Annotated in this window: 25 protein-coding genes and 3 pseudogenes; 21 read left to right on the forward strand and 7 right to left on the reverse strand. The window is 57.0% G+C overall.

Going from position 1 to position 25,066, the window contains the following annotated elements; all coding sequences use genetic code 11:
• The first annotated feature begins 42 nt into the window (after positions 1 to 42).
• Together E1748_RS26965 and E1748_RS26970 are read left to right on the forward strand one after the other, a co-directional pair.
• Positions 43 to 1,416: an MFS transporter gene (locus E1748_RS26965; protein WP_240766804.1), complete on the forward strand. Its 1,374-nt coding sequence runs from the start codon at positions 43 to 45 to the stop codon at positions 1,414 to 1,416.
• Positions 1,413 to 2,660 (forward strand): M20 aminoacylase family protein, encoded by a 1,248-nt coding sequence (locus E1748_RS26970; protein ID WP_133650308.1) that lies wholly within the window; start codon positions 1,413 to 1,415, stop codon positions 2,658 to 2,660. The genes E1748_RS26965 and E1748_RS26970 overlap by 4 nt, the downstream gene beginning before the upstream one ends.
• A 780-nt stretch (positions 2,661 to 3,440) precedes the next feature.
• On the opposite strand, the gene E1748_RS26975 is transcribed toward E1748_RS26970, so the two are convergent.
• The 3 genes from E1748_RS26975 to E1748_RS26985 all read right to left on the reverse strand — a co-directional run bounded on the left by E1748_RS26975 (position 3,441) and on the right by E1748_RS26985 (position 6,377).
• A complete protein-coding gene (locus E1748_RS26975) occupies positions 3,441 to 4,337 on the reverse strand; it encodes a LysR family transcriptional regulator (RefSeq protein ID WP_133650309.1) in 897 nt (298 codons plus the stop codon).
• 164 nt (positions 4,338 to 4,501) lie between these two features.
• Positions 4,502 to 5,470 carry an alpha/beta hydrolase gene (locus E1748_RS26980; RefSeq protein ID WP_205965301.1) on the reverse strand — a complete coding sequence of 323 codons (969 nt, stop codon included), beginning with the start codon at positions 5,468 to 5,470 and terminating at the stop codon, positions 4,502 to 4,504.
• Between the two features lie 22 nt (positions 5,471 to 5,492).
• On the reverse strand, positions 5,493 to 6,377 hold the full coding sequence (locus tag E1748_RS26985) for an MBL fold metallo-hydrolase (RefSeq protein WP_133650310.1): 885 nt from the start codon (positions 6,375 to 6,377) through the stop codon (positions 5,493 to 5,495).
• 272 nt (positions 6,378 to 6,649) lie between these two features.
• On the opposite strand from E1748_RS26985, the gene E1748_RS31860 reads away from it, so the two are divergent.
• The 3 genes and pseudogenes from E1748_RS31860 (at position 6,650) to E1748_RS26995 (ending at position 8,173) form a co-directional block, all read left to right on the forward strand.
• Positions 6,650 to 6,913: a 2Fe-2S iron-sulfur cluster-binding protein gene (locus tag E1748_RS31860; RefSeq protein WP_240766805.1), complete on the forward strand. Its 264-nt coding sequence runs from the start codon at positions 6,650 to 6,652 to the stop codon at positions 6,911 to 6,913.
• Positions 6,914 to 6,926: 13 nt separating this feature from the next.
• Positions 6,927 to 7,061 (forward strand): annotated as a pseudogene (locus tag E1748_RS31865) (IS6 family transposase); the annotation flags it as partial.
• A gap of 149 nt (positions 7,062 to 7,210) precedes the next feature.
• Positions 7,211 to 8,173, forward strand: a complete 963-nt coding sequence (locus tag E1748_RS26995) for a LysR family transcriptional regulator (RefSeq protein ID WP_133650311.1) — start codon at positions 7,211 to 7,213, stop codon at positions 8,171 to 8,173.
• Positions 8,174 to 8,179: 6 nt separating this feature from the next.
• Here E1748_RS26995 and E1748_RS27000 read toward each other — a convergent pair whose 3' ends face one another.
• The 3 genes from E1748_RS27000 to E1748_RS27010 all read right to left on the reverse strand — a co-directional run bounded on the left by E1748_RS27000 (position 8,180) and on the right by E1748_RS27010 (position 10,038).
• Complete coding sequence (locus E1748_RS27000) at positions 8,180 to 8,527, reverse strand: putative quinol monooxygenase (RefSeq protein WP_133650312.1); 348 nt, start codon at positions 8,525 to 8,527, stop codon at positions 8,180 to 8,182.
• Positions 8,524 to 9,438, reverse strand: a complete 915-nt coding sequence (locus tag E1748_RS27005) for a dioxygenase family protein (RefSeq protein ID WP_166653636.1) — start codon at positions 9,436 to 9,438, stop codon at positions 8,524 to 8,526. Before E1748_RS27005 ends, E1748_RS27000 begins: the two co-directional genes overlap by 4 nt.
• Positions 9,439 to 9,513: 75 nt before the next feature.
• Positions 9,514 to 10,038, reverse strand: coding sequence for a cupin domain-containing protein (locus E1748_RS27010; protein ID WP_133650313.1), 525 nt, complete (start codon positions 10,036 to 10,038; stop codon positions 9,514 to 9,516).
• Between the two features lie 315 nt (positions 10,039 to 10,353).
• Here E1748_RS27010 and E1748_RS27015 point away from each other — a divergent pair, with 315 nt between their 5' ends.
• The 13 genes from E1748_RS27015 (at position 10,354) to E1748_RS31890 (ending at position 18,184) form a co-directional block, all read left to right on the forward strand.
• Positions 10,354 to 11,292 (forward strand): NAD(P)-dependent oxidoreductase, encoded by a 939-nt coding sequence (locus E1748_RS27015; protein WP_133650314.1) that lies wholly within the window; start codon positions 10,354 to 10,356, stop codon positions 11,290 to 11,292.
• Between the two features lie 12 nt (positions 11,293 to 11,304).
• Complete coding sequence (locus E1748_RS27020) at positions 11,305 to 12,561, forward strand: MFS transporter (RefSeq protein WP_133650315.1); 1,257 nt, start codon at positions 11,305 to 11,307, stop codon at positions 12,559 to 12,561.
• A 26-nt stretch (positions 12,562 to 12,587) separates the two neighbouring features.
• Positions 12,588 to 12,956, forward strand: coding sequence for a YciI family protein (locus E1748_RS27025; RefSeq protein ID WP_133650316.1), 369 nt, complete (start codon positions 12,588 to 12,590; stop codon positions 12,954 to 12,956).
• A 33-nt stretch (positions 12,957 to 12,989) separates the two neighbouring features.
• Positions 12,990 to 13,511, forward strand: a complete 522-nt coding sequence (locus E1748_RS27030; RefSeq protein ID WP_133650317.1) for a VOC family protein — start codon at positions 12,990 to 12,992, stop codon at positions 13,509 to 13,511.
• On the forward strand, positions 13,508 to 13,831 hold the full coding sequence (locus E1748_RS27035) for a GIY-YIG nuclease family protein (RefSeq protein ID WP_133650318.1): 324 nt from the start codon (positions 13,508 to 13,510) through the stop codon (positions 13,829 to 13,831). Before E1748_RS27030 ends, E1748_RS27035 begins: the two co-directional genes overlap by 4 nt.
• A gap of 501 nt (positions 13,832 to 14,332) precedes the next feature.
• A complete protein-coding gene (locus tag E1748_RS27045; protein WP_133650319.1) occupies positions 14,333 to 14,821 on the forward strand; it encodes a hypothetical protein in 489 nt (162 codons plus the stop codon).
• Complete coding sequence (locus E1748_RS27050) at positions 14,784 to 15,170, forward strand: hypothetical protein (RefSeq protein ID WP_133650320.1); 387 nt, start codon at positions 14,784 to 14,786, stop codon at positions 15,168 to 15,170. The genes E1748_RS27045 and E1748_RS27050 overlap by 38 nt, the downstream gene beginning before the upstream one ends.
• A gap of 2 nt (positions 15,171 to 15,172) precedes the next feature.
• A complete protein-coding gene (locus tag E1748_RS31870; RefSeq protein ID WP_240766806.1) occupies positions 15,173 to 15,607 on the forward strand; it encodes a hypothetical protein in 435 nt (144 codons plus the stop codon).
• A complete protein-coding gene (locus E1748_RS31875) occupies positions 15,508 to 16,257 on the forward strand; it encodes a DUF6708 domain-containing protein (RefSeq protein ID WP_338119606.1) in 750 nt (249 codons plus the stop codon). The genes E1748_RS31870 and E1748_RS31875 overlap by 100 nt, the downstream gene beginning before the upstream one ends.
• 12 nt (positions 16,258 to 16,269) lie before the next feature.
• Entirely contained in the window at positions 16,270 to 16,533 is a 264-nt protein-coding gene (locus tag E1748_RS27060) for a PAAR domain-containing protein (protein WP_133650321.1), read from the forward strand.
• A gap of 45 nt (positions 16,534 to 16,578) precedes the next feature.
• A complete protein-coding gene (locus E1748_RS31880) occupies positions 16,579 to 17,295 on the forward strand; it encodes a hypothetical protein (protein ID WP_240766808.1) in 717 nt (238 codons plus the stop codon).
• Between the two features lie 75 nt (positions 17,296 to 17,370).
• Entirely contained in the window at positions 17,371 to 17,628 is a 258-nt protein-coding gene (locus E1748_RS31885; protein WP_240766809.1) for a hypothetical protein, read from the forward strand.
• 73 nt (positions 17,629 to 17,701) lie between these two features.
• Positions 17,702 to 18,184 carry an AcrVA2 family anti-CRISPR protein gene (locus tag E1748_RS31890; protein ID WP_240766810.1) on the forward strand — a complete coding sequence of 161 codons (483 nt, stop codon included), beginning with the start codon at positions 17,702 to 17,704 and terminating at the stop codon, positions 18,182 to 18,184.
• An 86-nt stretch (positions 18,185 to 18,270) separates the two neighbouring features.
• Here the strand turns inward: E1748_RS31890 and E1748_RS27070 are convergent.
• Positions 18,271 to 19,135, reverse strand: a pseudogene (locus tag E1748_RS27070) (phage portal family protein).
• A gap of 70 nt (positions 19,136 to 19,205) precedes the next feature.
• Between E1748_RS27070 and E1748_RS27075 the strand changes: the two are divergent.
• From E1748_RS27075 to E1748_RS27085, 3 genes and pseudogenes are all read left to right on the forward strand, one after another.
• Positions 19,206 to 19,801: pseudogene (locus tag E1748_RS27075) on the forward strand (recombination directionality factor); the annotation flags it as partial.
• Positions 19,802 to 20,480: 679 nt separating this feature from the next.
• Entirely contained in the window at positions 20,481 to 21,278 is a 798-nt protein-coding gene (locus E1748_RS27080; RefSeq protein ID WP_133650322.1) for a hypothetical protein, read from the forward strand.
• A gap of 10 nt (positions 21,279 to 21,288) precedes the next feature.
• A complete protein-coding gene (locus E1748_RS27085) occupies positions 21,289 to 25,059 on the forward strand; it encodes a beta strand repeat-containing protein (RefSeq protein ID WP_133650323.1) in 3,771 nt (1,256 codons plus the stop codon).
• Positions 25,060 to 25,066 lie beyond the last annotated feature (7 nt).

Below are 25,066 nucleotides of genomic sequence, written 5' to 3' on the forward strand. Positions count from 1 at the left end.
GCCTTCCACTCATCACATCTGAGCATGCCTCGAGAGAATCCTATGAAATCTGCCGAAAGCGCAGTCGAAACAATGCCGCACGTTCAAAGTGCGCTTGAAAATGTTAGCGGTGAGTTATTCGTCGGAAATGGACTCCAGCTTAGCCGACAGGCGAAACGAGTCATCGTGGTATCGACGATCGGCAATGCGCTCGAGTGGTTTGACTTTCTCGTTTACGGCTTCTTCGCATCGATCATCGCCAGGCAGTTTTTCCCCCCTGGCAATCCCGCTGCTGCGATGCTCGCAACTTGGGCGACTTTCGGTGTCGGCTTTCTTACTCGACCACTGGGCGGAATCATAATTGGGGCGATCAGCGATCGCGCGGGGCGCAAGGCAGCCCTGTCATTGACGATTTTGCTGATGGCGGTTGGGCTCATTTGCATCGCACTCGCGCCAACCTATGCCCAAATCGGAGTGGGCGCCCCCCTACTAATGCTGGTTGGTCGCTTTTTTCAGGGCTTTTCCGCAGGCGGCGAAATCGGTTGTGCAACGGCGTACCTCGTCGAGTATGCGCCTTCCCAACGGCGCGGCTATGTCGGCAGCTTCCAGATGGTGTCCCAAGCGAGCGCGGGCGTGCTGGGCTCGCTAATCGGTGTTGCATTGACACATTGGTTGTCGCCGGAGCAACTCGCTGCATTTGGCTGGCGCGTTCCATTTCTTTTTGGACTTTCTATCGTGCCGGTCGGCTTCTACCTGCGCAGATCGCTTGAGGAATCTCCCATCTTTTCCTCAGCGTCGGATAAGGGAACGCTCGCTCGAAATCCGGTATCGACGGTGATGGCCAACGAATGGTCTACGATCCTCGTTGCGTCAGGTTTGACGATCTTCCCCACCATCGGAATGTACATCTTCCTGATCTATATGCCGACGCACGCCACCCGTATCCTCCACATGAATTTGCAGGATGGCCTCGTCAGTTCGGTATGCGGCTCACTTTGCTACGCCTTCGCCAGCCCTTTTATGGGCATGCTCTCGGACAAGGTCGGCCGCCGCGCTCCGATGTTCGTTGCTCTCATCTTCGGTTGCCTTGCAGCCTACCCGATCTACGCCAATCTCAATGCTCACCCGACGCTCGTCACGCTCGTGCTTTCCCAGTGTTTGATGATGCTGTGCCTGGCGCTCTATATGGGCGGTTACCCGGCATATGTTTCGGAGCTGATGCCGACCAATGTTCGATCGACTGGAATTGCAATTTCGTACAACCTCGCCGTGATGGTCTTCGGTGGATTTGCACCTGCACTGGTTCAGTGGCTGACGCAGGCATTGAACGACCCGCTCGCGATCTGTTACTACGTCATATTCGGATGCCTGGTCTCGACAGTTGCGCTCTTCCTCGCCGGTCGGCTTCGCCCCGTTGCCAACGGAGGTCTGACATGAGCACTAGAGCATGGGATGAGGGCGATACGGATGTGCGCCGCCAGAAAGAAGGTCTCGCGATCGATGAAGTTATAGCTATTCGCCGGAAACTGCATTCGGCCCCTGAGTTAAGTTTCAGCGAATTTTGCACTGGAGCTCTGGTTGCCGAACTACTCCGGTCATGGGGTGTCGAGACACACGTGGATGTAGGGGGCACAGGTGTAGTCGGTGTACTCTCGTCTGGAAGCGGACGCCGATCTATCGGCCTTCGTGCGGATATGGATGCACTACCTGTCGAAGAACTCAATGTTTTCGAGCATCGTTCGCAGCATAACGGTGTCATGCATGCGTGCGGTCACGATGGTCACACTGCCATGCTTCTTGGGGCAGCTCGCTACCTTGCAAAGCATCGGCAGTTCGATGGGCAAGTGGTGTTCATTTTTCAGCCCGCCGAAGAAGGCGGATATGCCGGTGCACGTGCGATGATCGAGGACGGCCTCTTTGAGCGCTTTCACGTGGACGAAGTCTACGGCATACACAACTGGCCCGGAATGCCAGCCGGAAAATTCGGTGTTCGGGTCGGTCCGATGATGGCGTCTTTGACCAATTTCGAGATTGAGGTGACGGGCAAGGGATGTCATGCCGCGATGCCGCACAGTGGTCGCGATGCCCTACTGGCAGCAAATCACATGGTCGCTGCACTCCAGACCGTAATTACGCGATCGAAAGATCCCGTTGATACTGCTGTATTGTCCGTGACGCAATTTCATGCGGGAGACGCAATGAACGTTATCCCAGATAGCGCCACCTTTGCCGGGACTATCCGTTGCTTCTCCGAACCAGCACTTGACCAGATGGAAACGGAGTTCAACCGAATCGTAAACGGCGTTGCGCTTTCATTTGACTGCTCCGTGAAAGTGGTCATTAAGCGACTGTATCCTGCGACGACGAATCATTACGCGCCCACTCAACGAGCAATCGAGGCAATGCGTAAGATCGTTGAAGCCTGCAATGTCGACGAATCAGTTGCTCCCACGATGGGCGCTGAAGACTTTGCTCATATGCTTTTAGAAAAGCCCGGATGTTACGCATTCCTAGGCAACGACCGTACAGCGGAGTCTGCAACAACAAAGCACGCAAACGCCTCGTTGCATTCGCCGCATTACGACTTCAACGATGGCATCGTCGAGATCGGGGTTCGCTACTGGATTAAATTGGTTGACTCGTTTTTCCACACGTTTCCAGCAGGTAATTTTATGCGGTGACGGCCGGGTTGGGACTACAAGCGAACGTTCGAGCAAATACACGGTGTGATTCTAGGGGTCATATTTCAGACGTTGACATCGAAAACGAGGAACTTGCGACATGAGTAAATTTGCACCGCGCTGCGGGAGGCAGTTGGGGGCGTCCTAATTGACGTTGCGAGCAGCGCGAAGCACCTGCCGGTCGGCACGCGAGCCGAAATGCTGGCTTTTGCCCACGCTAACGTCGCGTGGCGCGCGAGGATATTCGCCTCAGCGCAGAATGTCACGGCGAAAGAACATGAAGAAGCGCGTGCGCAATTTTCGCTGCTTTATCCGGCGCGCAACTGATGGCGTGCGGCGACGCCATCAACGACCTGCGTCGTCGCGCCCGTACTGGGCGGTCAGATCGCCAAGGATTTTTTTTCGGCGCGTCGGGCAACAGGTAGCCCGTTGGCGCAAGCGTATTGATGAAGCCAATTGCTGCGGCGCCCGTCACGAGCCACCGACGTGGCGGCCGGACGAGCAATCGCCCACGCTATGCCGAGCCGTCGGCAGCGGCACTCCATGTTCATGCGCAATTGAAGTCATGCTCGACCCTTTCGGCTTTGCGATCACGCCTTAAAATTTGACAAGGCCGCCCACGAAGTCAGGTCATCTCCGGTAAAGCGGCCAGTCAGGCGTAGCAGATCAACCCGACCGGCGACCGCGCCGTTAGTGCCAAAATACTGTCTTTAAATGCCCTTGAGGCGTGTCTCTTCTTTACCGACGCACGACCACATCGCCCCCGTATTGGAGCGAAGCTCAAATGTTGCGCAGAAGCTCAATCGCCCAATCGACAAATACCCGAACCTTCGCCGCGATATGTCGGTTGGCCGGATAAGCAACATGGACAGGAATTTCGGCGCCTCGCCATTCCGGGAAAAGCCGTTGCAGACCGCCGGATTGCAGATGGGGATTCACCAGGAACTCATACGTTGTGAGCACCCCGAGACCAGCAATACCCGCGGCGAGCGCGGCGCCAGAATCGTTGACTGTGATCTGGTGGGCACCGTGTATGTCAATCACAGTCTCGTCCTTTGTGAGCGGAAACACAAAGTCACGACCCGTGCGCGGTGATGTCATCCGCACGATCGTATGTCCCTGACCCAGGTCGGACGGACCTTGTGGTGTGCCCTGTCGGAAAAGATATGCCGGCGCCGCACAAGTCACAAGCTTCAGCGTACCTGCGGGCCTCGCGATCAGTGAATCGTTGAGCAACGGTCCGAGCCGCAGCACGCAGTCGAGATTTTCGGCAATGAGATCCACCGGTCGATTTCCTACATTCATGTCGACCTGTACATCCGGGTAGCGCGCGAAGAAATCAGGCATCGCCGGTAAAACTACGTGCTGGGCCAGCGAACTGGGCAGCTCGATCTTGATTTTGCCTTTTGGAGAGCGAGTCGCACTGAGGACGCTGCCGTCTAACGAGCCGACTTCGTCGAGTATGCGTATCGAGCCTTCGTAATAGACCTGGCCTTCCTGGGTCAGGGTGAGTTGTCTGCTGGTCCGATGCAGAAGCCGCACGCCCAATTCTTTCTCTAGTTCCTGGACCAGTCGTGTCACAGTTGATTTCGGCGTACTCATCAGATCAGCCGCCCGGGTAAATGTCCCAGAATCGACAACTCGAACGAATGCTTGCATCGCAGACAATTTATCCATTCATTGAACCATTGGGATGTGCAGGAAGGAAGGCATTGATCGCCGCAGGATTGGCGGCAGCGCTCTTGGGCTGGATTCTCGCACACCGGATGTGTCAACGGCGGACAGCCGCGTCCATTTACACGAGACGCAGCTTGGCCATGCTGGCCCACCAAAGAGATGGTCTAGGCCTCGCTCATGAATCGGACGACCGCCTCGAAAGCTTCCCGGCGATTCTTTTCAAGCATCAGCATATGAGTTGCTTCCCCGAGCTCAAGCCAGCGTTTGTCGGATGTGCCGGTCAAGTGGAGGAAATAGTCTTGGGCCAGCGCGACCGGCACGTCGACGTCCCATTCACCGTGAATCAGAAGGACGGGTACTTCAATCTCGGCCGGGTCGTAGAACGGTCTGCTCTTGGACCAGAATTCACGAATGTCCTGTATCGGCCCATTCACAGCGCGTACCGATTGATTCGCACGAAGTTCCGCGTCAGGTTCCGAGCGCACAATGCTCTCCAGCCAAGCTTCGAAGCCGCCGGTCGGAATCAGGGTATCGCGTTTCCATTGCGGTGCTGCGCCCACCCAGCGCTCGCGAGCGTCAGCTGCACGCACGACACGATAGCCGCCAAGCGGCCCCCCAGCATCTAGCGGGATCGGTTTGTCGCTCACCCACTGAGGCGCGATAAGGCCCAGCTTGCGAACCTTGTGGCCATTGCGTGCTGTGAAGGCACCTGTGACGCTGCCGCCCCACGACATGCCAATCACATTCAATCGCGCAATTCCAGACGTGCGCAACACAAAATTGACTGCTGTCGTGAAATCGCGGATGCCGGACTCGGTTCGACCGAGCGGCTCGCTTTGCGACGCAGGGAGGTCCATCTCCTTCGGCCGGGTAGAGTCGCCGTAGCCACGGACATCGACGGCGTACACGTCGAAGCCCGCCTGTGCCAGATAGTCCATGAACGAGTAGCCTTCGAGCGGCGTGTCGTAAAGACATCCCGACCCGTAGGTCGCGCTGTGCATTAGCATCACTGTATGGGCGTCGTCAAACTTCTCCCGCCCGGCGGGACGCTTGTTGCGAATATGGAGCTCAATGTCCGGCGTATCGCTCGGAATCATGAAATCACGAAGTTCAACTTCAGTATCCTTGGACACGATGTTCTCTTTGAAAAATTGATTAACGAGCAATCCACTTGAACCCGGTTGCGTCGCGTTCGACAACGCCCACCGAAGTGCCCGGGAAATGACTGCTGAAAAAGGTGGCGCGATTGTCGGCTGCAAAGTTCAGCGCCCAGTAGCGTGAGCGTCGGGCGTCTTCCTGGAACTCACAATACACGGAGTTCCAGTCGGGCTTGGCAACCTGCACCGGGTGATGCATGACATCACCGGAGAACAAGGCCAGTTCGCCCGCCGATTCAAGAGTGATCGACAGATGATCGAAGCTGTGTCCTTTGGTCTGGTGGAAAGTGAACCCGTGGACGGACTGCTGCTTCGCCGCATCGATCAGTACGGCCTGACCGGCGTCCACGATCGGCTGCACACTGTCGGCGAAGACGCCGGCGCTCGGGGTTTGCACATGCTTTTCATTTGCATAGAACTCATACTCGGGCGCAGAAAAGACATATTTCGCGTTCGGGAACGTCGGCACCCAGCGATTGCCTGCAAGCACCGTATTCCAGCCAACATGGTCGACGTGCAGGTGCGTGATAAGAACGAGATCGATGTCGGCCGGCTGTACGCCAGCGGCCGCAAGGCGGCTGAGATACGGGGTGTCGAGCTGGTTGAAGACCGGATTCAATGGGCGGCTTTTGCCGTTGCCTACGCCCGTGTCGATGAGGATCGTCTTGCCAGCGAGCCGAACGATCCAGCTGTGTACGCTGAGCGCGACGCTTTGGCCGTCTTCAGCTGTGTTTTCCGAGTTAATCCAGTGCGGCCGAGCATCGGCCAGCACCGATCGGTCGCGATTAGGAAAAAGATAATCGGCCGGAATTTCAGATAGCGTGAGTTCGGTTACACGCGTGACTGTCGCGTTCCCGATCTGATAACTTTGAATCTTGTCCATTTCGTCCGTCCTGTAAAAGGTGCCACGAAGAGTCATCAAGGCATTGTCCAAATAGTGCAGGGTAAGGAACAGACGAAGAAGCGGGCACGGACGAAAGCATCGTTGCGCAATCGCGAACGTGTGGATACTTCAAAAGGGATCGTCCAGCAATTGCGTGTGCGAAGAGCCTGGGGTTTGCAAAGGGCCTGTCCGATGTCGGCGATGGTCGCCCCGTGATCCAGCACGCGCGGTCGAGGCGTTTGTCGAGGTGACCGCCGGATTATCGTCCGCCAATGTGCTCGTCGAGCGGTTTCCCCGCGACGACGGAAGTTGCCGCGGAGGGTGGCTTCGAAGTGCGGCTCGAGCGCAGCGGGAAGCAACTGGTCGTCTCTCAGGGCAGCACGATCCTGCAGACACTGCGAGATGCAGGCTTGGCGGCGGCATCCTCTTGCGAGCGGGGTGTCTGCGGCGTATGCGAGTCGCGCGTGCTGTCCGGTAGCCCGACCATCGCGATCACGTGCTCACTGCTTCCGAACGGGCGAGGGGCGACACGATGATGATCTGCTGCTCGGGCCGATCCGGCAACATTTCGCGCTCAAGCGGCATCAGCTGCGCGTATCACTCTTTCGCAAACAACTCGCCGCACGGTTCGGCGCGTGGCGCGAAATCACTGAAGTCACCCGAAATCCCTTCTCGGCTTTCTGACGGATGCTCTTTGCTGCCGACCTTCCTCATCAACCTCGGCAAGTTGACAAACCCCAGAATGACGTAGCGGACATGCGTTGCGTGCCGACGATGTAGTATCGATACGATCGTTATCGACGCACCGCCCGAACCGAAATCAAAGGACTCCGATGGACCTACGCCAGTTGCGATACTTCACCGTGCTCGCCGCCCATCAGCATTTCGGGCGCGCTGCCGCGGTGCTGCATATCGCGCAGCCCGCGCTGAGCCGGCAGGTTCAGTTGCTGGAGGCCGAACTGGGCGTGAAGCTCGTCGAGCGTCATTCGCGCGGCGCATCGTTGACGCGCGAAGGCGAACTGCTGCTCGATCGCGCGACGTTTTTGCTGCGCTACGCGGACCAGATTCGCGTCGACATCATGGATCTGCAGGGCACGCCACGCGGCACCGTCGCGGTGGGTTTGCCGCCTGCGTTCGCGTCGTTTTTCGTCGTGCCGCTCACGCATGCGCTGCGCGAGCACTATCCCGACGTGCGGTTGCGCGTCAGCGAGAGTTTTTCGCCGTCGTTGTCGGATGCGCTCGAACGCGGCACGCTGGACGTCGCGTTGATCAGCGGGCCGGTCGCCGCGCCGACGCAGATTCACCCCGAGCTGCTGCTCACCGAAAAGCTCTGTGCGATCGGCCCCGCGAGCGACGCGCGGCTCGACGTGCCGTCGCTCGACATTCGCGCGCTGGCCGACATTCCGCTGATTCTCGCGGGGCTACAGAAATCGGGCGTCCGTCTCGCGCTCGAACGCAGCGCGGCGCGCGTCAACATGACGCTGCACGACGTCATGGAAGTCGAGTCCGCCGACGTCGCGGCGCAACTCGTCGCGGACGGCACGGGCTGGACCGTGCATGTCGCGTCGGCGGTGCGCCGCGAAGTGGAGGCGGGTGTGTTGCGCGCGGTGCCGATCGACGGCCTCGTGCTTGAGCGTTTTCTCGCGCATTCGCGGCAGCGTCCGCCTTCGAGCGCAACGATCGCGTTGATGAGCACGATCCGTTTGCTCGTCGCGACGATGACGGGCGCTGGCGACTGGCCGATGGCGGAAATGCATGCGCCCGCGACAGTCGATGCGGGCGCGTCCAGCGCTTAGCGACGCTTAGGCAGATAGACCCGCGACGTCGACCGGCGACATGACGACGACCTCGGGCGGCGCCTGCAACAACGGCATCGCGGCCGCGCGATAGACGCGATAGTGCTCGGTCTGCCGATGTGCGTCGATCGCGTCCTGCGTCGCGAAGATCTCGAAGAAGCGGAACGTCGTCGTCGGTGTTTCGCTCACGAGCAGGTCGAAGCGCAAACAGCCCGGCTCTTCGCGCGTGGGCTGCAACACCGCTTGCAACGCGCGTCGCAACTCATGTTCGTTGCCGCTTTGCGGCACGAACGCCGCGACGATGACGATTGGCGTATCGCCGTCTTTAAATGAAAGCCCACGCGACGTCGTCATGGCAGCGGACACATCGGCACGCGCATCGTGCCCGGCTCCAGTTTCAGATCGAGACCGAGTCGGAAGCTGCGGTCCGGCTGCGGCTCGAAGCGCTGCAACAGCGAACCGACCGCGCCGAACACCGCGTCGCGGTACGCATTCGGATCGTCGGCATCGAAGATCTGCGTCGCGAGCGTCTTGTAGCCCTCGGCCATCACGATGAAGTGAAGATGTGCGGGCCGCATGATCGGCCGCTGCTGCGCCGCGAGCAGTTCGCCGCACGGGCCGTCGACGGGCACCGCATAGCCGGCGGGACGCACGCTATGAAACGAGAACCGTCCATCGCTGTCGGTCTGGAAGCGGCCGCGAAGATTCATCTCGACCTGCTGCGGGTCCTGGTTTTCGTAAAGACCGCCCGGTGAAGCCTGCCACGTTTCCACGCGCGCATTCGCGATCGGCGTGCCGTCGAGCGAGAGAATCCGGCCGTCGACGAACAGTTTGTCGCCCGGCGTGCCGTCGGCGGCGATGTTCGAGCCGTTCTCGCGCAGCGGTTGCGCCGCGCGCCAGAACGGGCCGATGAGCGCGGGCTCGGTGCCGCCCGCCGCGAGCGCTTTCTTTGCATCGATGAGGCCGACCAGCGTGGCCAGCCCGAGAATATCCGCGAGCAGAATGCCCTCGTGTTTTTCGGGGCCCGTTGCCTTGCCGATGCGCACGAGAAAATCGAGGCCGATTTCCAGTTCCTGATAGCTGAGTTCGACCTCGGCCGCAAACGCATGCAGGTGGCGCAGCAGACCGTCGAGAATCTGCTTCAGGCGGGGATTCGTCGTGTCCCGGTTCGCCGCGAGCACGGCATCGAGCAGGGCCTGCGGCGTCGCGGGAAGGGGTTCGCGGCGCTCCGCGCGTGACGCGGCCGCCTGGTGGGGTTCTTTCATGGTGTACTTCGCCTCCTGCATGTTGTACGCATTCTGCGTGCCCTGCGCGCGGCGCAAAGCGTGATCGCGTGGTCTTTACGCTTCGTTCTTCAGAAAACCGGTTTCGTCATACTGAAGGCCCGTGCCTTCCGCTGCCTTCAGCACGTCGGGATGCCATTCGATCCGGCCGACTTCTTCGTCCGTGCCGCCGACGACCGAATAAATGACGAGATCGTGATCGTTCGGATTGCGGAAGCCGCGCATGACGCCGGTCGGCATCGAAATGCAGTCCCACTGATTCAGTTCGAGCTGATGTTCGCCGTGGTCGCCCCAGATCACGATCATCTTGCCGTTGAGCGGAAAGAATACCTCTTCGGTCTTGTGCGAGTGCAGGTTCGCGCCCTGGCCGACCGGCACTTCGATCAGCGTGACACCGAAGCGGTGCGCGCCTTCGATCGCCGGCTGCACACCCTTGTTTTCGAGCACGCCGCGATTGATGATCTTGTAGAGCCGCTTTTCGAAGCCCGGCAGCCGGCTTTCGATGAACGTCTCGCCATACGGCTTGACTTGTCCCCAGCGCGCGACGCGCGTCGCTTCCATCTGTTCCGGTGTGATGTTCATGATCGATGTCCTCTGTGAACGCCTTTGAGCGTGATGGTTTGGATGAAATGTGGCCGATGCGTCTTGCCAGCCGACAATCGATCGTATTGCAGCGACCCGCATCAAATCCAACATCAAATTTCGAACGAGCCGATAACTTTGCGGCATCGACGATGAGCCCATTGAAATGACCGATCGGCCGATTCCGATAACAAGCGGTTATCGAATCGAGACATATTCGGTGTTGGACCCACTCCGCATGCACCGCATACGATCTGTTTCGAGCGGCGGCCTTTAAGGGCATCGCCGGTTGAACTCATTCAAATGGAGACAGCAATGGGCGACACGGCCTGTAGTTCAGTCATTGGTTCAGTCGTTGATTCCGCGGATCAAGAGGTTGTCGATATCGGCTTCGTCGGTGTCGGCAAGATCGGTTTGCCGATGGCGACGCATCTGCATCGTCATGGCCACCGCGTGGATGCATTCGATGCGAGCGTCGAGCGCGCGAGCCTCGCGCGCGCAGCGGGCATGCCGGTGAAGGACTCGCTGGACGCGGTCGTCGATGCGGCCGACGTGCTGATCACGTCGCTGCCGAACGACGCCGCGTTCGAAGCAGTCGCGTTCGACATCGCCGCGCGGGCGCGTCCGGGCCAGTTGTATATCGATACCAGCACGGTCTCGGTGAAGGCGTCGCGGCGCGTCGCGAATGCATTCGACGAAGCCGGCATCGCCTATCTGCGCGTGACCGTCTCGGGCAACGCGAAGATGGCCGAGCAGGCGCAGGTGACCGCGATCGCATCGGGACCGCAGGCGCAGTATCAGCGTGCGTTGCCGCTGCTTCGCCTGCTGGGACCGTCGCAGTTCTACGTCGGCGCGCAGGAGGAGGCGCGCGTGATGAAGCTGATCATCAACCTGATGGTGGCGAACACCGTCGGCATGCTCGGCGAAGCGCTCGCGATCGGTCAGCAGGGCGGGCTTGCATGGAGCGACATGTGGCAGGTGTTGTGCGCGAGCGCCGTCGGCTCGCCGATCGTGAAGGCGAAGGCGCAGCAGCTCGTGACGCACGATTATTCGCCGACCTTCACCGTCGAGCAGATGCAAAAGGACGTCGGCCTGATTCTCGAAGCGGGCGCCGACTGGCACGTGCCGCTGCCGATCACGTCGCTCGTCGCGCAGTCGCTGCAGCATGCATCGGCGTTCGGCTTCGGCAGCGAAGACTACGCGGCGATGATCAAGCTGTCGCTGCCTTCGGCAGTTTCTTCTTCCGACGCCTGAGCGAGGTGCGACATGGCCACTTCTTCGACGCTCGTCGACTCGGCCGCCGCCCCGCGCGACGGTGAGACGGTTCGCTACGGCATCGCGCTCGCGCTCGTCATCAGCCTGTTTTTCGCATGGGGGCTGACGTATGGCTTGCTCGACGTGCTCAACAAACATTTCCAGCAGACGCTCAACGTCACGCGGATGCAGTCGGCGCTGCTGCAGACGTGCTATTTCGGCGCGTATTTTCTCGTGGCGATTCCGTCGGGTCTGTTCGTCAACCGCTACGGCTACAAGCGCGGCATTCTGCTCGGGCTCGTCGTGTTCGCGCTGGGCGCGGTGCTGTTCGTGCCCGCGACGGCGCACGGCCGCTTTTACCCGTTCCTGATGGCGTTATTCGTGCTCGCATGCGGTGCCGCGTGTCTCGAGAGCGCAGCGAATCCGTACATCACGGTGCTCGGCGCGGCGCAAGGCGCGGCGCGGCGGTTGAATCTCGCGCAGGCGTTCACGGGCTTCGGCGCGTTCGCGGGACCGTTCATCGGCGGGCTGTTTTTCTTTCGACACGGCGCGGCGGCGGCCGGCAATGCGGCATCGGTGCGGATGACCTACGTCGTCATCGCGGCGGTCGTGCTGCTGCTGGCGCTGGTGTTCTGGCGCGTCGCGTTGCCCGAGCCGGGCAGGGAAGCCGCCGCAACGCAGGCGGAGGCGGTCGATGCGACGCCGCTGCGGCGCGAGCGCCGCTTCGTGTTCAGCGTCGTCACGCAGTTTTTCTACTTCTCCGCGCAGGTCGGCATCGCCGCGTTCTTCATCAATTTCGCGGTCGAGCACTGGGCGTCTCTGTCGACGGGGTCCGCCGCCTTCATGCTGTCCGGCGCGATGATCGCATTTACCGGCGGGCGCTTTCTGTCGACCGCGCTGATGCATCGCTTCGACGCGTCCGCGATGCTGGCCGTGTACTCGATCGCCGCGCTCGCGTTGTGCGTGGCGGCCTGCGCGATGCATGGACCCGTCGCGGTGATCGCGTTGATGGCCGTGTTCTTCTTCGAGTCGATCATGTTCCCGACGATTTTCGCGCTCGGCGTCGAGGGTCTCGGCTCGCGCACCGGCCGTGCCGGCTCGCTGCACGTGATGGCGCTGTTCGGCGGCGCGGTCGCGCCGCTGCTGATGGGCGCGATCGCGGACCGCATCAGCGTCGGCGCGGCGTATCTCGTGCCTGTTTTTTGCTTCACCGTGGTGTTGTGCTTTGCCCTGTCGAGCCGGACGGCCCGACGTCGCGCACCGCTTTGATCTATCCAACCAGGAGTCAAATCGTCATGTCAGACCTTCAGGCCGAAATTCAGCGCCTCGTCGAACCGAATCTGCGTCAGCGTTTCTACGTCGCGTTCAGCTATCCGGTCGCCTCCGTCGAAGAGACGATGCCGCATATTCCCGAGCACATCCGTTATCTGATCGAACACGAGGACAAGGTCTTTCTGTCCGGCCCGTTCGTGACGGAAGGCCATATCGTCGGCGAGGGGATGACGGTGCTGTATGCCGAGTCGGAGCAAGAAGCCACGCAGTTTATGGACAACGAGCCGTTTATCCGTCGCGGCCTGCGCCGCTACGAACTCAAGCGGTGGGAATTGCGCGAGGGCACGCTGTCGGTGAGGACGCGTCTGTCCGCCAGCCGTTTCGAACTCTGATTGATCGGTAAAGCATTGTCGAAGGCCCCACCCATGAAACCGCATTCGCCCGGCGTCACGCCGCTTCCGTTCAATCACATCGGCATGACGGTGCCCGACATCGAGCGCGCGATCCGCTGGTACGGCGACGTGCTCGGGTTCAGGCTGATTTTCCGCAGGACGCTGCAACTGAATCCCGACGTGCCCGAAGTGCAGGAGATTTTCGGTCCTGCGTTTCGGCGCGCGTTGCAGGCGCATCTCGTGTCGGCGAACGGCGTAGGGCTCGAACTGTTCCAGTTTCTCGAACCGGAAGTCGAGATGCCGGAACAGAATTTTCGCTATCAGCGGGCCGGGGTTTTTCATCTGTGCGTGACGGATCCCGATCTGCCCGCGCTGGTCGAGCGCGTCGTCGCGCACGGCGGCCGCCAGCGCACGAAGATCTGGACGTTCCTGCCCGACCGGCCCTATCAGCTCGTGTATCTGGAGGACTGCTTCGGCAATGTCATCGAAGGCTTCTCGCATCAGTACACGGAGACGTTCGCGAACATGCCGGGATGGCATGCGGTCGACGAATGAGCGCGACGAAGGGCAATATCAACTTGCGTTCCGCAAGTGAGCTGGCCGAGATCAAGTCCATCGAGCACCTCTATAAGATCGGCTTTTCGACGACGCCTGTGGATGGCCGCATCAAAAACGCGAGGCAGGAGCCGACCTGCTTGATGGCACCAGTCAAGATCGTGTCGGTGTTCGAGTGCTACAACCCTCAACCCGCAGAAGTTCGAGGCTTTGCTCCATACCTTCTTCGGAACGGCATGTCTCGAACTGACGGTGACGGATTCTTCCGGCAAACCACATACGCCGCGAGAGTGGTTCATCGCGCCGTTGGACTCGATTGAGCTTGCGGCGCAGCCCCTCATCAATGGCGAAATCGTCCATTGCCGCTACGACCCGGACTTGCTCGAAGTGGTGGAGCGGTCATGAAGGCAGTCGTCGTTTCATTTCCACCAGCAGCCCGTGACGAACTGGTGCTTTGATGAGGTAGCCGATGCGGAATATCCGCTCCTTCGACATGCTCTTTCTCGACAACTTTTTTGAGGTGGGAAACGGCTACGTCCTGACCTTCTCCAACTCTACTTTCTCGCACTTTTTTGCCGACGAGCTCAACGTCGATATTGACGATCCCTGCATGTCGAAAACGGCACGTCCAAGGGCCGGCGCCTACGCGGTTTCCTGCAGAAGGCCGATGTGCCGACTGTGGTTAAGACGCTCAAGGCCCTATGGGAATACCGTGAAGCCATCAGGATGCGCGAAGGCAAGGCCGAGCGGGTAGAGAACGCGCAAGGCCTGGCGAAACGATCAAACAGTCCAAGGTCAGTAAGCTTGCGCTGAGAGATTGGATGCTCCAGAACGCAAAAGACCTAGGAGTGGACCTCGATGGCACCCGGACTGAGCGGCGAGAGAACGCCACGCAGGTTGCCAAACAAACTTTGAAAACCACCCCTGCATCCGATCCGGATGTTGTGGGACACGAATTAGACACTGATGCATTGCAGCGTACGGGCAAGCTGGAGGGAACGGTTAAAGGTATTAAACTGCCGGGCGCAGCAACTACTCGAGAGTGGCTCGGATCATCCGCCCCAGCTGCGTTTCATCAGGGCGTTGCCACTGCTATTTTCCAGATGGTAGCGCTGGTCTTCGCGACAAAGGACCTCTCAGACAGCGATCGGTTTAACAAAGACGAAAACGAGCGGAAGCTTGCTGCGTGCATTGTCTCAATTGTAGGAAATATCATCGAAACGGCTGCCGAAACTGTCGCGAAAGCCGAGACACATCCTCTTTCGGCATATATTGCTCAAGCAATGGGCCAATGCAGAGCGCTATTCTGAGATCGGCAAATACGGTGGCCGGGCGATCGGTTCAATCGCCGGCCTCGTGCTTGCAGGCTACGATCTTTTCAAAAATGCGCCTGAAGCGTTTCACGCTCAGGAATATGGCTTGTCCGCTCTCTACGTAGCAAGTGGAATTCTGGGTGCCTATGTGGCAGTCGCGGCGTTCTTCGGGACGATCCCGTTCTTCTGGCCGGTATTGGTAGCGTCGATTCTGATTGGAATTGCAATCGCCCTATATAAGGGAGCGGAACTGAAAACGTGGATTTCGCGGTGCAAATTTAGCAAGAGCGAGTACCACACGCTCAACGAGGAGCTCGATGCATATAACTCGGCCGCCGGAGGTTAGGCATGGATGAACGCTTGATGAAGAAATGTATCGGCCAACCGGTGCCGGAGTGGGACATGATGCATCGGTTGCCGATAGACCGGCCAGTCGGCCCCGATATGTGGGACACAGGCACGATCTTCAGGATGAACTCGACGTATATGGACGTGACCGAACCATCGTTTCTGGAAAAGCAGTGGTTTATCACAGGAGTAGTGCTTGCATTCGTATTTATGGGAATCGGCCCATACATCTACAATTTTACGCACAGCGGCCCCCCGCGCCGGCCTTCTGGCTGTTTGTTTTCGATTGCCTGGCACTTGCTGCCGTCGTGCTTTTCGGCGCCATTGTTTGGAGAATGGGTCGTGGGTTCTTTTTCGGCCTACGGCGCAGGCCGATCCGGTTCCACCGTGGCGAGCTCAAGCTGTACGCGATCCGCTCGCGACGCTTCCTCATGAGGCGCGGCCAAGGTGATGTTGTATGGGAGGCACCATGGACAAAGGACTCAATTTTCTGCCTGCACAAGGAAGTAACTCAGTTCAATACCGTGTATCACATCCGTCACTACACGGTAAACGAGAGTGGTAACGTGACAAGGGCATTTTCGATAGGCCGGGAGTGGACGGGATCGCCCGAGGTGGAACTTGTGCTTGTGCAATGGAATTATTGGTGCAAGTACATGAATAGCGGCCCGAACGGGTTGCCGAAACCCATGCTGTTTCATACAGAACACGAGACGCCGCGCGAGTCGTTCCTTTTCGCGCTCTACGGGCTGGGCATGCGGGCGTCGCCGTTCTGGCGAATTATCACGATGCCACTTGTCCTGGTCTTTGCGGCAGGTCGTATCGTAGCTAATGCGAGCTGCCGTGACCCAGAATGGCCAGAATCGATCGAGAAGGTAAGCGAGATTTCGCCGGATGACCCCTATGCGGAGCCACGAGCGGGCACACCGGTTGGTTGGGCAGAAACGGTTCTGGCACAACAGCGCGGCGAGTATCCGAACGATCCGCAGGGTAAAGTCGATCACTGGAGGGGCGAGCAGGATGGGGTAGTCAATGCGCGGCTATGGCTGACGGACCGGCCACCGAAAAATCTGTCCGGTGCCTGACAGGAATATTTCATGAAGGATGAAGCTGAACGCGGCGTAATTCGCTTGAACGACAAGACGACCCACGGCGGTCATGTGACCACCGCGAGCGATGACTTCAAGGTTTTGGGAGTGCCGGTGGCTCTTGAAGGAGATAAGACCTGGTGCCCCAAATGCCAGGGTACGTTCGCGATCACCCCAAAAGACAGTACCCGCATGCATCACGACAAGGCCGTCGCCTATGACGGCGACCCCACGGAATGCGGTGCGAAGCTTATCTCCAGTGTCTCCTCCTAAGGCAACGCATAAAGCCTTTCGGCATGGTAGAGCGTAGGAGTTTTCGTGGAAGAATGCCGGCCCGGCACCAACGATTTACCCCTCGCGGACAAGCCTCCGGCGCAGGTCAAAGTGTTCGAAAATAGCGGGCAGAGCCTGCGCTACCGGGAAGGCAGCTTGATGAAAATTCCCGGCAGTCCGGAGCGCAGCTCTCAGGCGATTTTCAGTGCGGCGCTGTTCGGCTCGCTCGCGTTGGAGGGGCAACCTGTCCGGTTCTCGGGCATTGTGCCAGGCGTGAGCATGAGAGTCGGCACCGGGAGCCTCAGGCTCGGTGACGACGATGCGGTCATTCACGCCGCTCGAGGGATATGGCGGGAAGTTCAGCCGAGACTGATCGAATGGCTGACTTCACCTGTTGCGCCCGCTGGGCTAAAAATCGTGCTGGCGCCGGATATCAAAATCGAGTTTGGCTGGGACGGCAAGTATTTCCTGCGGCCGGGTGTCACACAGATCGATATCGAATATGACGTTGCGTTCGTCGCGTGGTTCACGCGTACCCGCCATCCACTGATCGAAGTGCAGCCAAAGCGCAATCCCGAGCGCATGGCACAGATCAACATCGTGCGTAGTCTGGTCGCGACCGCAATACAGAAAACGGTGCAAGCGAACGATGAACTGTACGCGCGTCTTCCACCGCCAGTGCGATATCGTGCCACAGGCGCCGTCGAAGCTTGGATGCAGGTCAGGCTCGCGGCCGGTGAGTCCGGCGCCGATTTTACATAGCGGCTACAGACTGACCGCTTCCTGTCGCTGATAAAACGTTTCCCGCAATTTGTCCACTAATGCGCGGGTCAATCGATGGGCGACATCGCCGTCGGCGAACGGGACGCCAATCGCAGTCTTCTCTGGCAGACGTTCAACGTACGGGAAGGCGCGCTGTATGAACCCACCGCTGCGCTACACCGGCTGCTCGACGCTGCCTATATCGCCGACGATGTACCCGTCGGCCTGATCCGCCTGCCGGCTGACGCCGTGTGCATCGTGCCCGACCCGTCGTGGTGGGGGCGCCAGGGCGGTATAGAGGCCGTCACACTGTTCTACCCCCCCGAAGCCTGACGACAACCCTACGCCGGCCCTGTTGAGCTGCGTGACGTGGGCACATCTGCCGGGCCCGGACCGGCACATCCAGATGGATGTTCTGCAAATTGACGCTGGTGATCCGGACATGACGATCAGGCAGGCACTGGCCGACGCAATGTCGGCGTCGCTTGAATTTGACGATGCCGAGACTGCAACCGCCGTGCTCAGGCATGGGGGCAGCGTACTCGATTATGTTATCAAGATGCTGTTCTACCTGACGGCGCGAGACGCGCACGTTGTACACGACCGGGCATATAGCAATGCACCACGCAATTTCAGTGGCCTAGGCAAACGCAAACGTGCCGAACGCCTCGCACAGATCGAGCTGTTATACGATCGGCACATTGTGGGGCGGGCCATTCTGGATGTGGAGCCGAGCGCGTCGCTGCCGGCGGACGGCAGCCAACACGAAGTTCGTGAGCACTGGCGGCGACCGCATTTCAGGATGCAGCCCTATGGACCGAGTTCGTCGTTGCGCAAACTCGCGTTCATTGGACCAACGCTTGTACGGCCCGACCGGTTCGGACTCTAGCGATAAGGCTGCGGGTTGCATGGGCCTGCTCAAGGATTTCCCCTCTCAGCTGCGCATAGCGGGCGCCTCCCATGCCGCCGGTCGGATCACATGCGGGTCGGTACCACCTCTTCTCCGAGCCATGCGTTGAGTTCCGAGAAGCGAGCCTGTAACGGCTCAATTTCATTTCGGCCAGAACACACTGGCCGCCGTGTCAGCCGCACCGAACCCGCCCGTATTGCCCGGCACGATGCTGAGCAGTTGCTGCGACACGCGGTGTGCGGCGAGCAGATCGTCACGCGTCACATTCTTGATATTGAAGAACTCGTCCATCACAACGACGTCCGACACGGGTATGAGCTGGATACCGTCCTGCTCTCAGTCACGCGGCGTGCAGCGAACTCAGGTGCTCGGGCTGGCCGCACACCTCCTGGTTGATATCCGGGCGCATCAGATGAAAAACCGATCGCTGCGCGAATTCATGTGACTCCAGCCAGCCACCGCCAGCGAACACATAGCCGCTGAAGTCCGCCTTGCGCCGCACGTATTTCGAAGAGCCGGCACGAGCTGCAGGGTTCCACCGAGCGGGTTTTGCCGCTGCTCCAGATAACCGTTGCCGAAGGTCAGAAAATCCAGTGCGAAACGCCCGAACGCGTGACGCGAAAACCACCTGTGCGGGGTGAACGTTGATGCCAGTACGTTGACCTTGAAGAACAGTGCTGAGCCATGGTGCGTGCCAACGCAAAACGATTTCGCGGGTCCCGCCCAGCTCATCGGTGGCTCGAACCATTTGCCGTTCGACCAGCATTTGGTGTAGTCGAGAGTGTCAGCACGCTCCATGACCTGTACTGACTCGTAGAACGAGCACTTCTTCGGGCGTATCGCGTCATCTGACGTGACGGACCGACTATCGTGCGACCTGAGCGGTTGGGCTACAAATGTAGTCCGTATGTGGTCGCCACGAGCCTTCAGCGGTAAAGCTGCTTTTCCATATCATGATGGACTACTACGTTTCGTATTTGTGCCGTGAGACTGGAACGGACGCGCCACAGATGCGGAGATCGAATCGCTGCCGTGTCCGTCGCCCGATGATTGTGCGTTCGGTCAAAAAGGGTAACTGCAAGCCGTATGGCCGGCTGAACGTTGTGGTCGGTGATGAAGACGAATTGGGTTCGCTCATCTTCCGCACGACCTCGTTCAACTCGATCCGCACGCTTGCTGCGAGGCTGCGGTACTTCAGTGCAGTTTCGGGCGGGCTGCTGGAAACGATGCCGCTGGAACTGAAGCTGAGAGGAAAGTCTACGACGCAGAGCTACCGAGCCGCCATCTACTACGTCGATCTCGTTGTGCAGTCCGGGCTGACACTGGAAGAGGCGATTGGTCGGGCAACGGAATTGGACAGTCAGCGCAGGGCTGCGGGTTTCGATCAGGTGGCACTCGATTACGCAGCTAGGGTCGGGTTCGGCAATGGCGCTTTTGAAGAATCCGGGGGAGGATGTTTCGGTGGTTGCCGAGGAGTTCTATCCCGAGGAGGATGAGGAAGACAGGAGCGACACTTCCGGAAGTGTGAGTGGCTCACCAACGCTCAGGGAAAAACTTGGCTGGAAGGTTGCAAACGCAATGGGAGATGCATCGTGACGGGGCTTGTTGCCTTCCTGTTGCTGACGGTGGCCCCGACCATTCTGATTGCAATTGGCGTTGTATGGCTGCGGGCTGGCCGCAAGCTGTGGGTCTGTCTGTTGGGGCGGTGATATCGCTCCGGCTCTCGCTTCGGGAAGAGCTTTTTTAGCTCGTTGATGGCTTCAGCACATCGACTTGACGGCGCTCCCAAAACGGATTGCCAGACCTCCGCGCCACGAGACGCACGATATGGATATTTTGGCAGAAGAGCGATTTCTGTATGGGAAAACTTCAGAAACATAGAATTTTTCGAAGATGGAAAAAATGTAAAGCCGAGATTCCTCGGCATGTCCAGATTCATTGATCAAGAAAATGTTTTATGTGAATTTTTAATTTCCCTGCTTATGATTATGCGAGGCGCATATAAATCGTGCCTCGGCTTTCATGCTGCCTTCGTTTCAACGACATTTAATGATTTGAAATATTATGTAATGTAAATATTGCGGATTAGATCTTGCCTGTGTTGTTGAAGCAAACGAGGGCTGGTAAATTAATTTCTTAACAGATAGAAACCGCAGTGCCGGCCTGACGAGCGCAGCAACGTTGACGAATTCACTGAATTCACATTCACAGCCTTTGATAAATGATTTCTAACGTTTCAATTGTTTGTTGATGTATCACGGGAAGAATTAAACGGTTGGCATTCAATCGATATGGACTTTGTTATCAAGTGCGGCAAAGATTTAATGATGATCGGCTATTGAAGTGGGTATTATTCGGGTTGGCTATGCTTATGAAAGTCGGGGGTTTCTTGGAAAACATCGAAAAAAATAATCTAAGTATTAAAGATGTTATTTCTATTTTTTTGAAGATGGCAATAATATATTTATTTTTCGTCACCGCTACGAACTTCTCGGACGCATTGGCGGAGACAAATCCAGGTAGCCAGCCAGCGATTACTACCTCATCGGAAAGTATAAATGATGTACTTGTGGGAATTCATGAGGTGGCTCAACACGGGAATTTAATGGATATTCTTTTCTTTGAAAAGAAAATGCATATAAAAATGAATCAACTTCCCGATAAATATGCTCTATTTGGCTTCGAAATATGCGGAATTCCAGAGGATCCTGCTCTCAACGAAAATTCTCCGGCGAAATTGAGACGGTACCAATATGTCGAGGTGCCATGGTCTCTAAAAGAACCAATTGAGCACCCGAATTTCTGTTCGGCTGACTATATTGAACGCCTGGACAACCGAAACAAGATTTCGAAAAGTATGGTCAAATTGGAATTTGATATAAACCGATCTTGCACTTCAGAAGAAATGTTTTTGGAGAACTTTAAAGATGCAAGACGAGATTCTCGATCTACTGAGAATGCAATTGCATATTATTACAATGGCAATAACGGCTTAAGAATTAATTTTCTGTTTTATCGAAAAAAAACTTCCCCAGCATGTATCGAGGCGGCTGTATTAACACAAACATTCTGATGAGGGACACATGACTCAAGATAATCTCAATAATGCGATCACCGCGACGTCGGCAATATGGGGGGGCAAACCTCCTTCTCAGGATGTACTCACGCAAATCAACAACAGTTCGCTCTTGGTCCAATCAATTAATCAATACGATAATGCCATACAGGATGGAACAGCTGCTCCAATAGGAACATATTTTCCTCAAGATGGAAGCGCTTATAGTAATGGAAAGGAAACTATTGTTAATGATAATAATCAAGTGCAAATTTTATTGGGAACAATAATTACTAGTTCAACCGATACGGGTGTTTATATTTCTGCATTGACTTATGAGATGGGAAAATTTTCTTATTTCAACCAAGGTCAGGAATTATACAATGCCGTTGCGAATCTGAATCCGAATGATCCCAATTATGGGAATGCTGCAGCAGTAGTAGGAACTACTACGGAGGCTTGGTCGGCCGCCTTCAGCTACCAAGTTCAACAGCAGATGGCTTCCGCTCCAGGGGGAGCGACGTTTACAATTGATGGAGACGAGCCAGGGCACGCTAATGGCGCTATCGAGCAGACGCTCAACAATGCTTGGCAAGGGCAGAATCTGTCGAACGCTTCGTCTGCGGATGCCTTTGCGGCTTTGACCACCGCCGCATTGAACGTAATCGGGACATTCCCGGCCATTGGCTCCAATACCTACCCTGAAATTTATCAGAACAATGCTGTTGCACTCCAAGACGAGTACGGCAGAGCAGGTCTAAATGGCGTCACAACGAATCCACCTGCAGACATCACCGGTATTGTCGTCAATGATTCGAATGGCAATCTGAGCTCATCAACGTTGACCTTCCAATCGGGTGAGCACGAAACATTAGCGTTTACCGGTAATCAGGTAAGTTCAGCAACTTATACCGATGCATCGGGAAATATTATATCTAATATCTCCTACGTCCACAATGCGGATGGGAGTTATACCTCAACGGTAAAGGACACAACTGGTGCCGTCGTGTCCACGCAGCAGTTTTCCAGCAATGGCTCGGAAGTCGATACGGTAACAAACGTCAACACCGCTGCCGATGTCAATGCCAGCGGGGTGACGCTGACCACCAACGCCAATACCATCGACGTGAATGGGCCAGACTACGACACGACGATTCTTAATGGCGGTCATGTTATCAACGCTCAAGCCGGTGACACGTTTCAACTGACCGGCGTTGGCTACAACGTGAATTTGTCGGCGACGGGTCCAGCATCGACAATCACGTTTAATGAAAGTACGAGTGCATCAATTGGCTCGGTCAATGGATCAGGCGCAACGATCAATGTTAACGACTCCAACGACGTGTTTACTCCAATCGACTGGAGTTCTCCCAAGCTTACCTCTCTGGAAAATGCAATCTCAGGAGGCAACAGCGCAAAGCTCCAAGAATTTGAGCAGTATGCGGATAATTCTCCAGAATATACAAAGGAACTCGACGAGATCGTAGATGGCCAACCTGCCACATTGGGTGCCCCGACCACGTGGGATACCGATTCAATTGATGTAAATGGATCGAACGACTCAATTTTGAACGCCACTGGGGGTACAACGACCATCACAGGAGATGGCGATACACTAACCTCTTATGGGTTCGGTGGCACGGTTAATGTTTCTGGGCAAGGTGATACGTTTGATGGTTCTAATGTGACCATTAACAGTCAAGACGGCACCTCGCTTACGGTGGATGGATCGGCCAATTCGGTTAGCGGCGGATCTGATAGCACGATCGATATAGAAGGGTCTGGCGATACCCTGACATCTGTAGGGGGTGGGAGCACCGTTGATGTTTCTGGTTTTAGTCAAACAGTCGATGCTTCAAGCGCTACAATTAATGGGGAAGGTCAGTTCGCAATTAACGGATCAAGTGATTCTATTGACCTGGATGCTCCCGGTGATACTGCAACTGTTAATGGAAGCAGTGACACGATAAATTCTAGTATCCAGGGAAGTGATTTCACAGTTTCTGGTCAAGATGACATTCTTAATGTGTCAGGCGGATCAATTGATGACGCAAATGCATCCTCAATTTTGACCGATACGCTCTCTGTTAATGGGTCCGGTGACACTATCTCGGATAGAGGAGATGATATTCTGGATGTCAGCGGTGGAAGTAACGTATTAGAGACCGACGCAGGAAGTACAATCGATATTTCTGGTGAAAATAATTCTATCTACTCGTCAAGTACCACCGTAGAGGGTCAGAACAGTGACTCATTATATATAACCGGTTCCAGCAATATAGTTTCTGATGGCCAGGGCAGTACAACTACAATAGACGGTAATGATAATACACTGTCTTCCATTGGCGCTAGCAGTATTGTTGATAACACTGGCCAAAATAACACCATAGACCTTGATGGCAGCAGTTCGACCACGAATTTTTCAGCGGGATCCAGTGGGACAGTTGATGGAGCGGGAGACACCGTTAACGGTCAAGGTAGTGATTCACTCACGATCAACGGATCGGGCGATACGATTACCGACGGGGCTAGCAGTACGACCAATATTGATGGTAACGACGATACATTGTCGGACGTCGGTGCGGGGAGCACCGTTGGGGTATCTGGGCAGAATTACACTGTCGATCTGATTTCAGATAGCAACTCTCTGGTGAATTTGGCAGCAGACTCCAGCGGTACCGTCAACGGGTCAGGAAATACCGTCGATTTAACCGGCAACGGCATTACCGTCAATGCAAGTGATGACACATTCACTCACGCCGCCGGCATTTCAGGAGATATTGTTGACGGAAGCAACGATTCGGGTGTTATGGGTGTCTCCGGGTTGGATTACATCGATTCCGATAGCGGCAACCCCACTGGTGGTGGAGATGACGGCGGTGGAGATGACGGCGGTGGAGATGACGGTGGTGGAGATGACGGCGGCGGAGATGACGGCGGGGGAGATGGCAGTGGTGGCTACTATGGGGGGTATGGATTCTCCGGAAACCGGAATGCGGTCCAGAAGGAGCTGTCGGGCGGCAGTATCAGCGGAATCGCGCAATACGATCTGAATCAGGGGAACGACCAGGCAGCTATGGCCGCGCAAGGTGGATTCCGGCAGGCAGCAGAAATGGCAAGGGACACCGCTACTTCGGCGGGTACAGGGCCGAATGTACTTGAAGGTGCACGCTGGAGTGCAGACACGATCACGTGGAGTCTCTCCAGTCTGTCAGGCATCGATGGCGCGTCGTTCAGCGGCCAGATGAGCAGTCAGTACGAAACGGATGTCGAGAATGCATTTGCAACGTGGGCGGCTGCATCCGGCCTCAAGTTCCAGGAGGTCTCGGACGCTTCGCAGGCTGACATCAACATTGGATGGGGCAATCTGAATACGGCGACGACCGGAGAGGTGGGTTACACCGGCTATCGTGCTGCTGGCGGAGTGATGTCGTCTGCCGCGATCGAATTGGAGAATCCGACCCAGGATGCGCTGGCAAGCGGAGCGGACGGCGCGCTGACCTATTCGACCGGCGCCACGCTTTCGCAGGTGCTGCTGCATGAGATCGGCCATGCGTTGGGGCTTGCCGACAATGCCGACCAGGGCTCCGTGATGAACTATGACCTCACGTCAACCAACCAGACACTGGACAGCACGGATATCAATGCAATCCAGACACTTTATGGTTCTTCGGCGCAAACGGCGGCGTTGATCCAGGCCATGGCGGGCCAAGCTCCTTCGTCCTCTGCAAGTAGTACCTCAAACCTTCCGGCAGAACAGGCATCACAGCATGTTCAGTTGGTCGCCGGAACACACTAGCTGAAGG

The sequence above is a fragment of the Paraburkholderia flava genome, from assembly GCF_004359985.1.
Classification (GTDB): domain Bacteria; phylum Pseudomonadota; class Gammaproteobacteria; order Burkholderiales; family Burkholderiaceae; genus Paraburkholderia; species Paraburkholderia flava.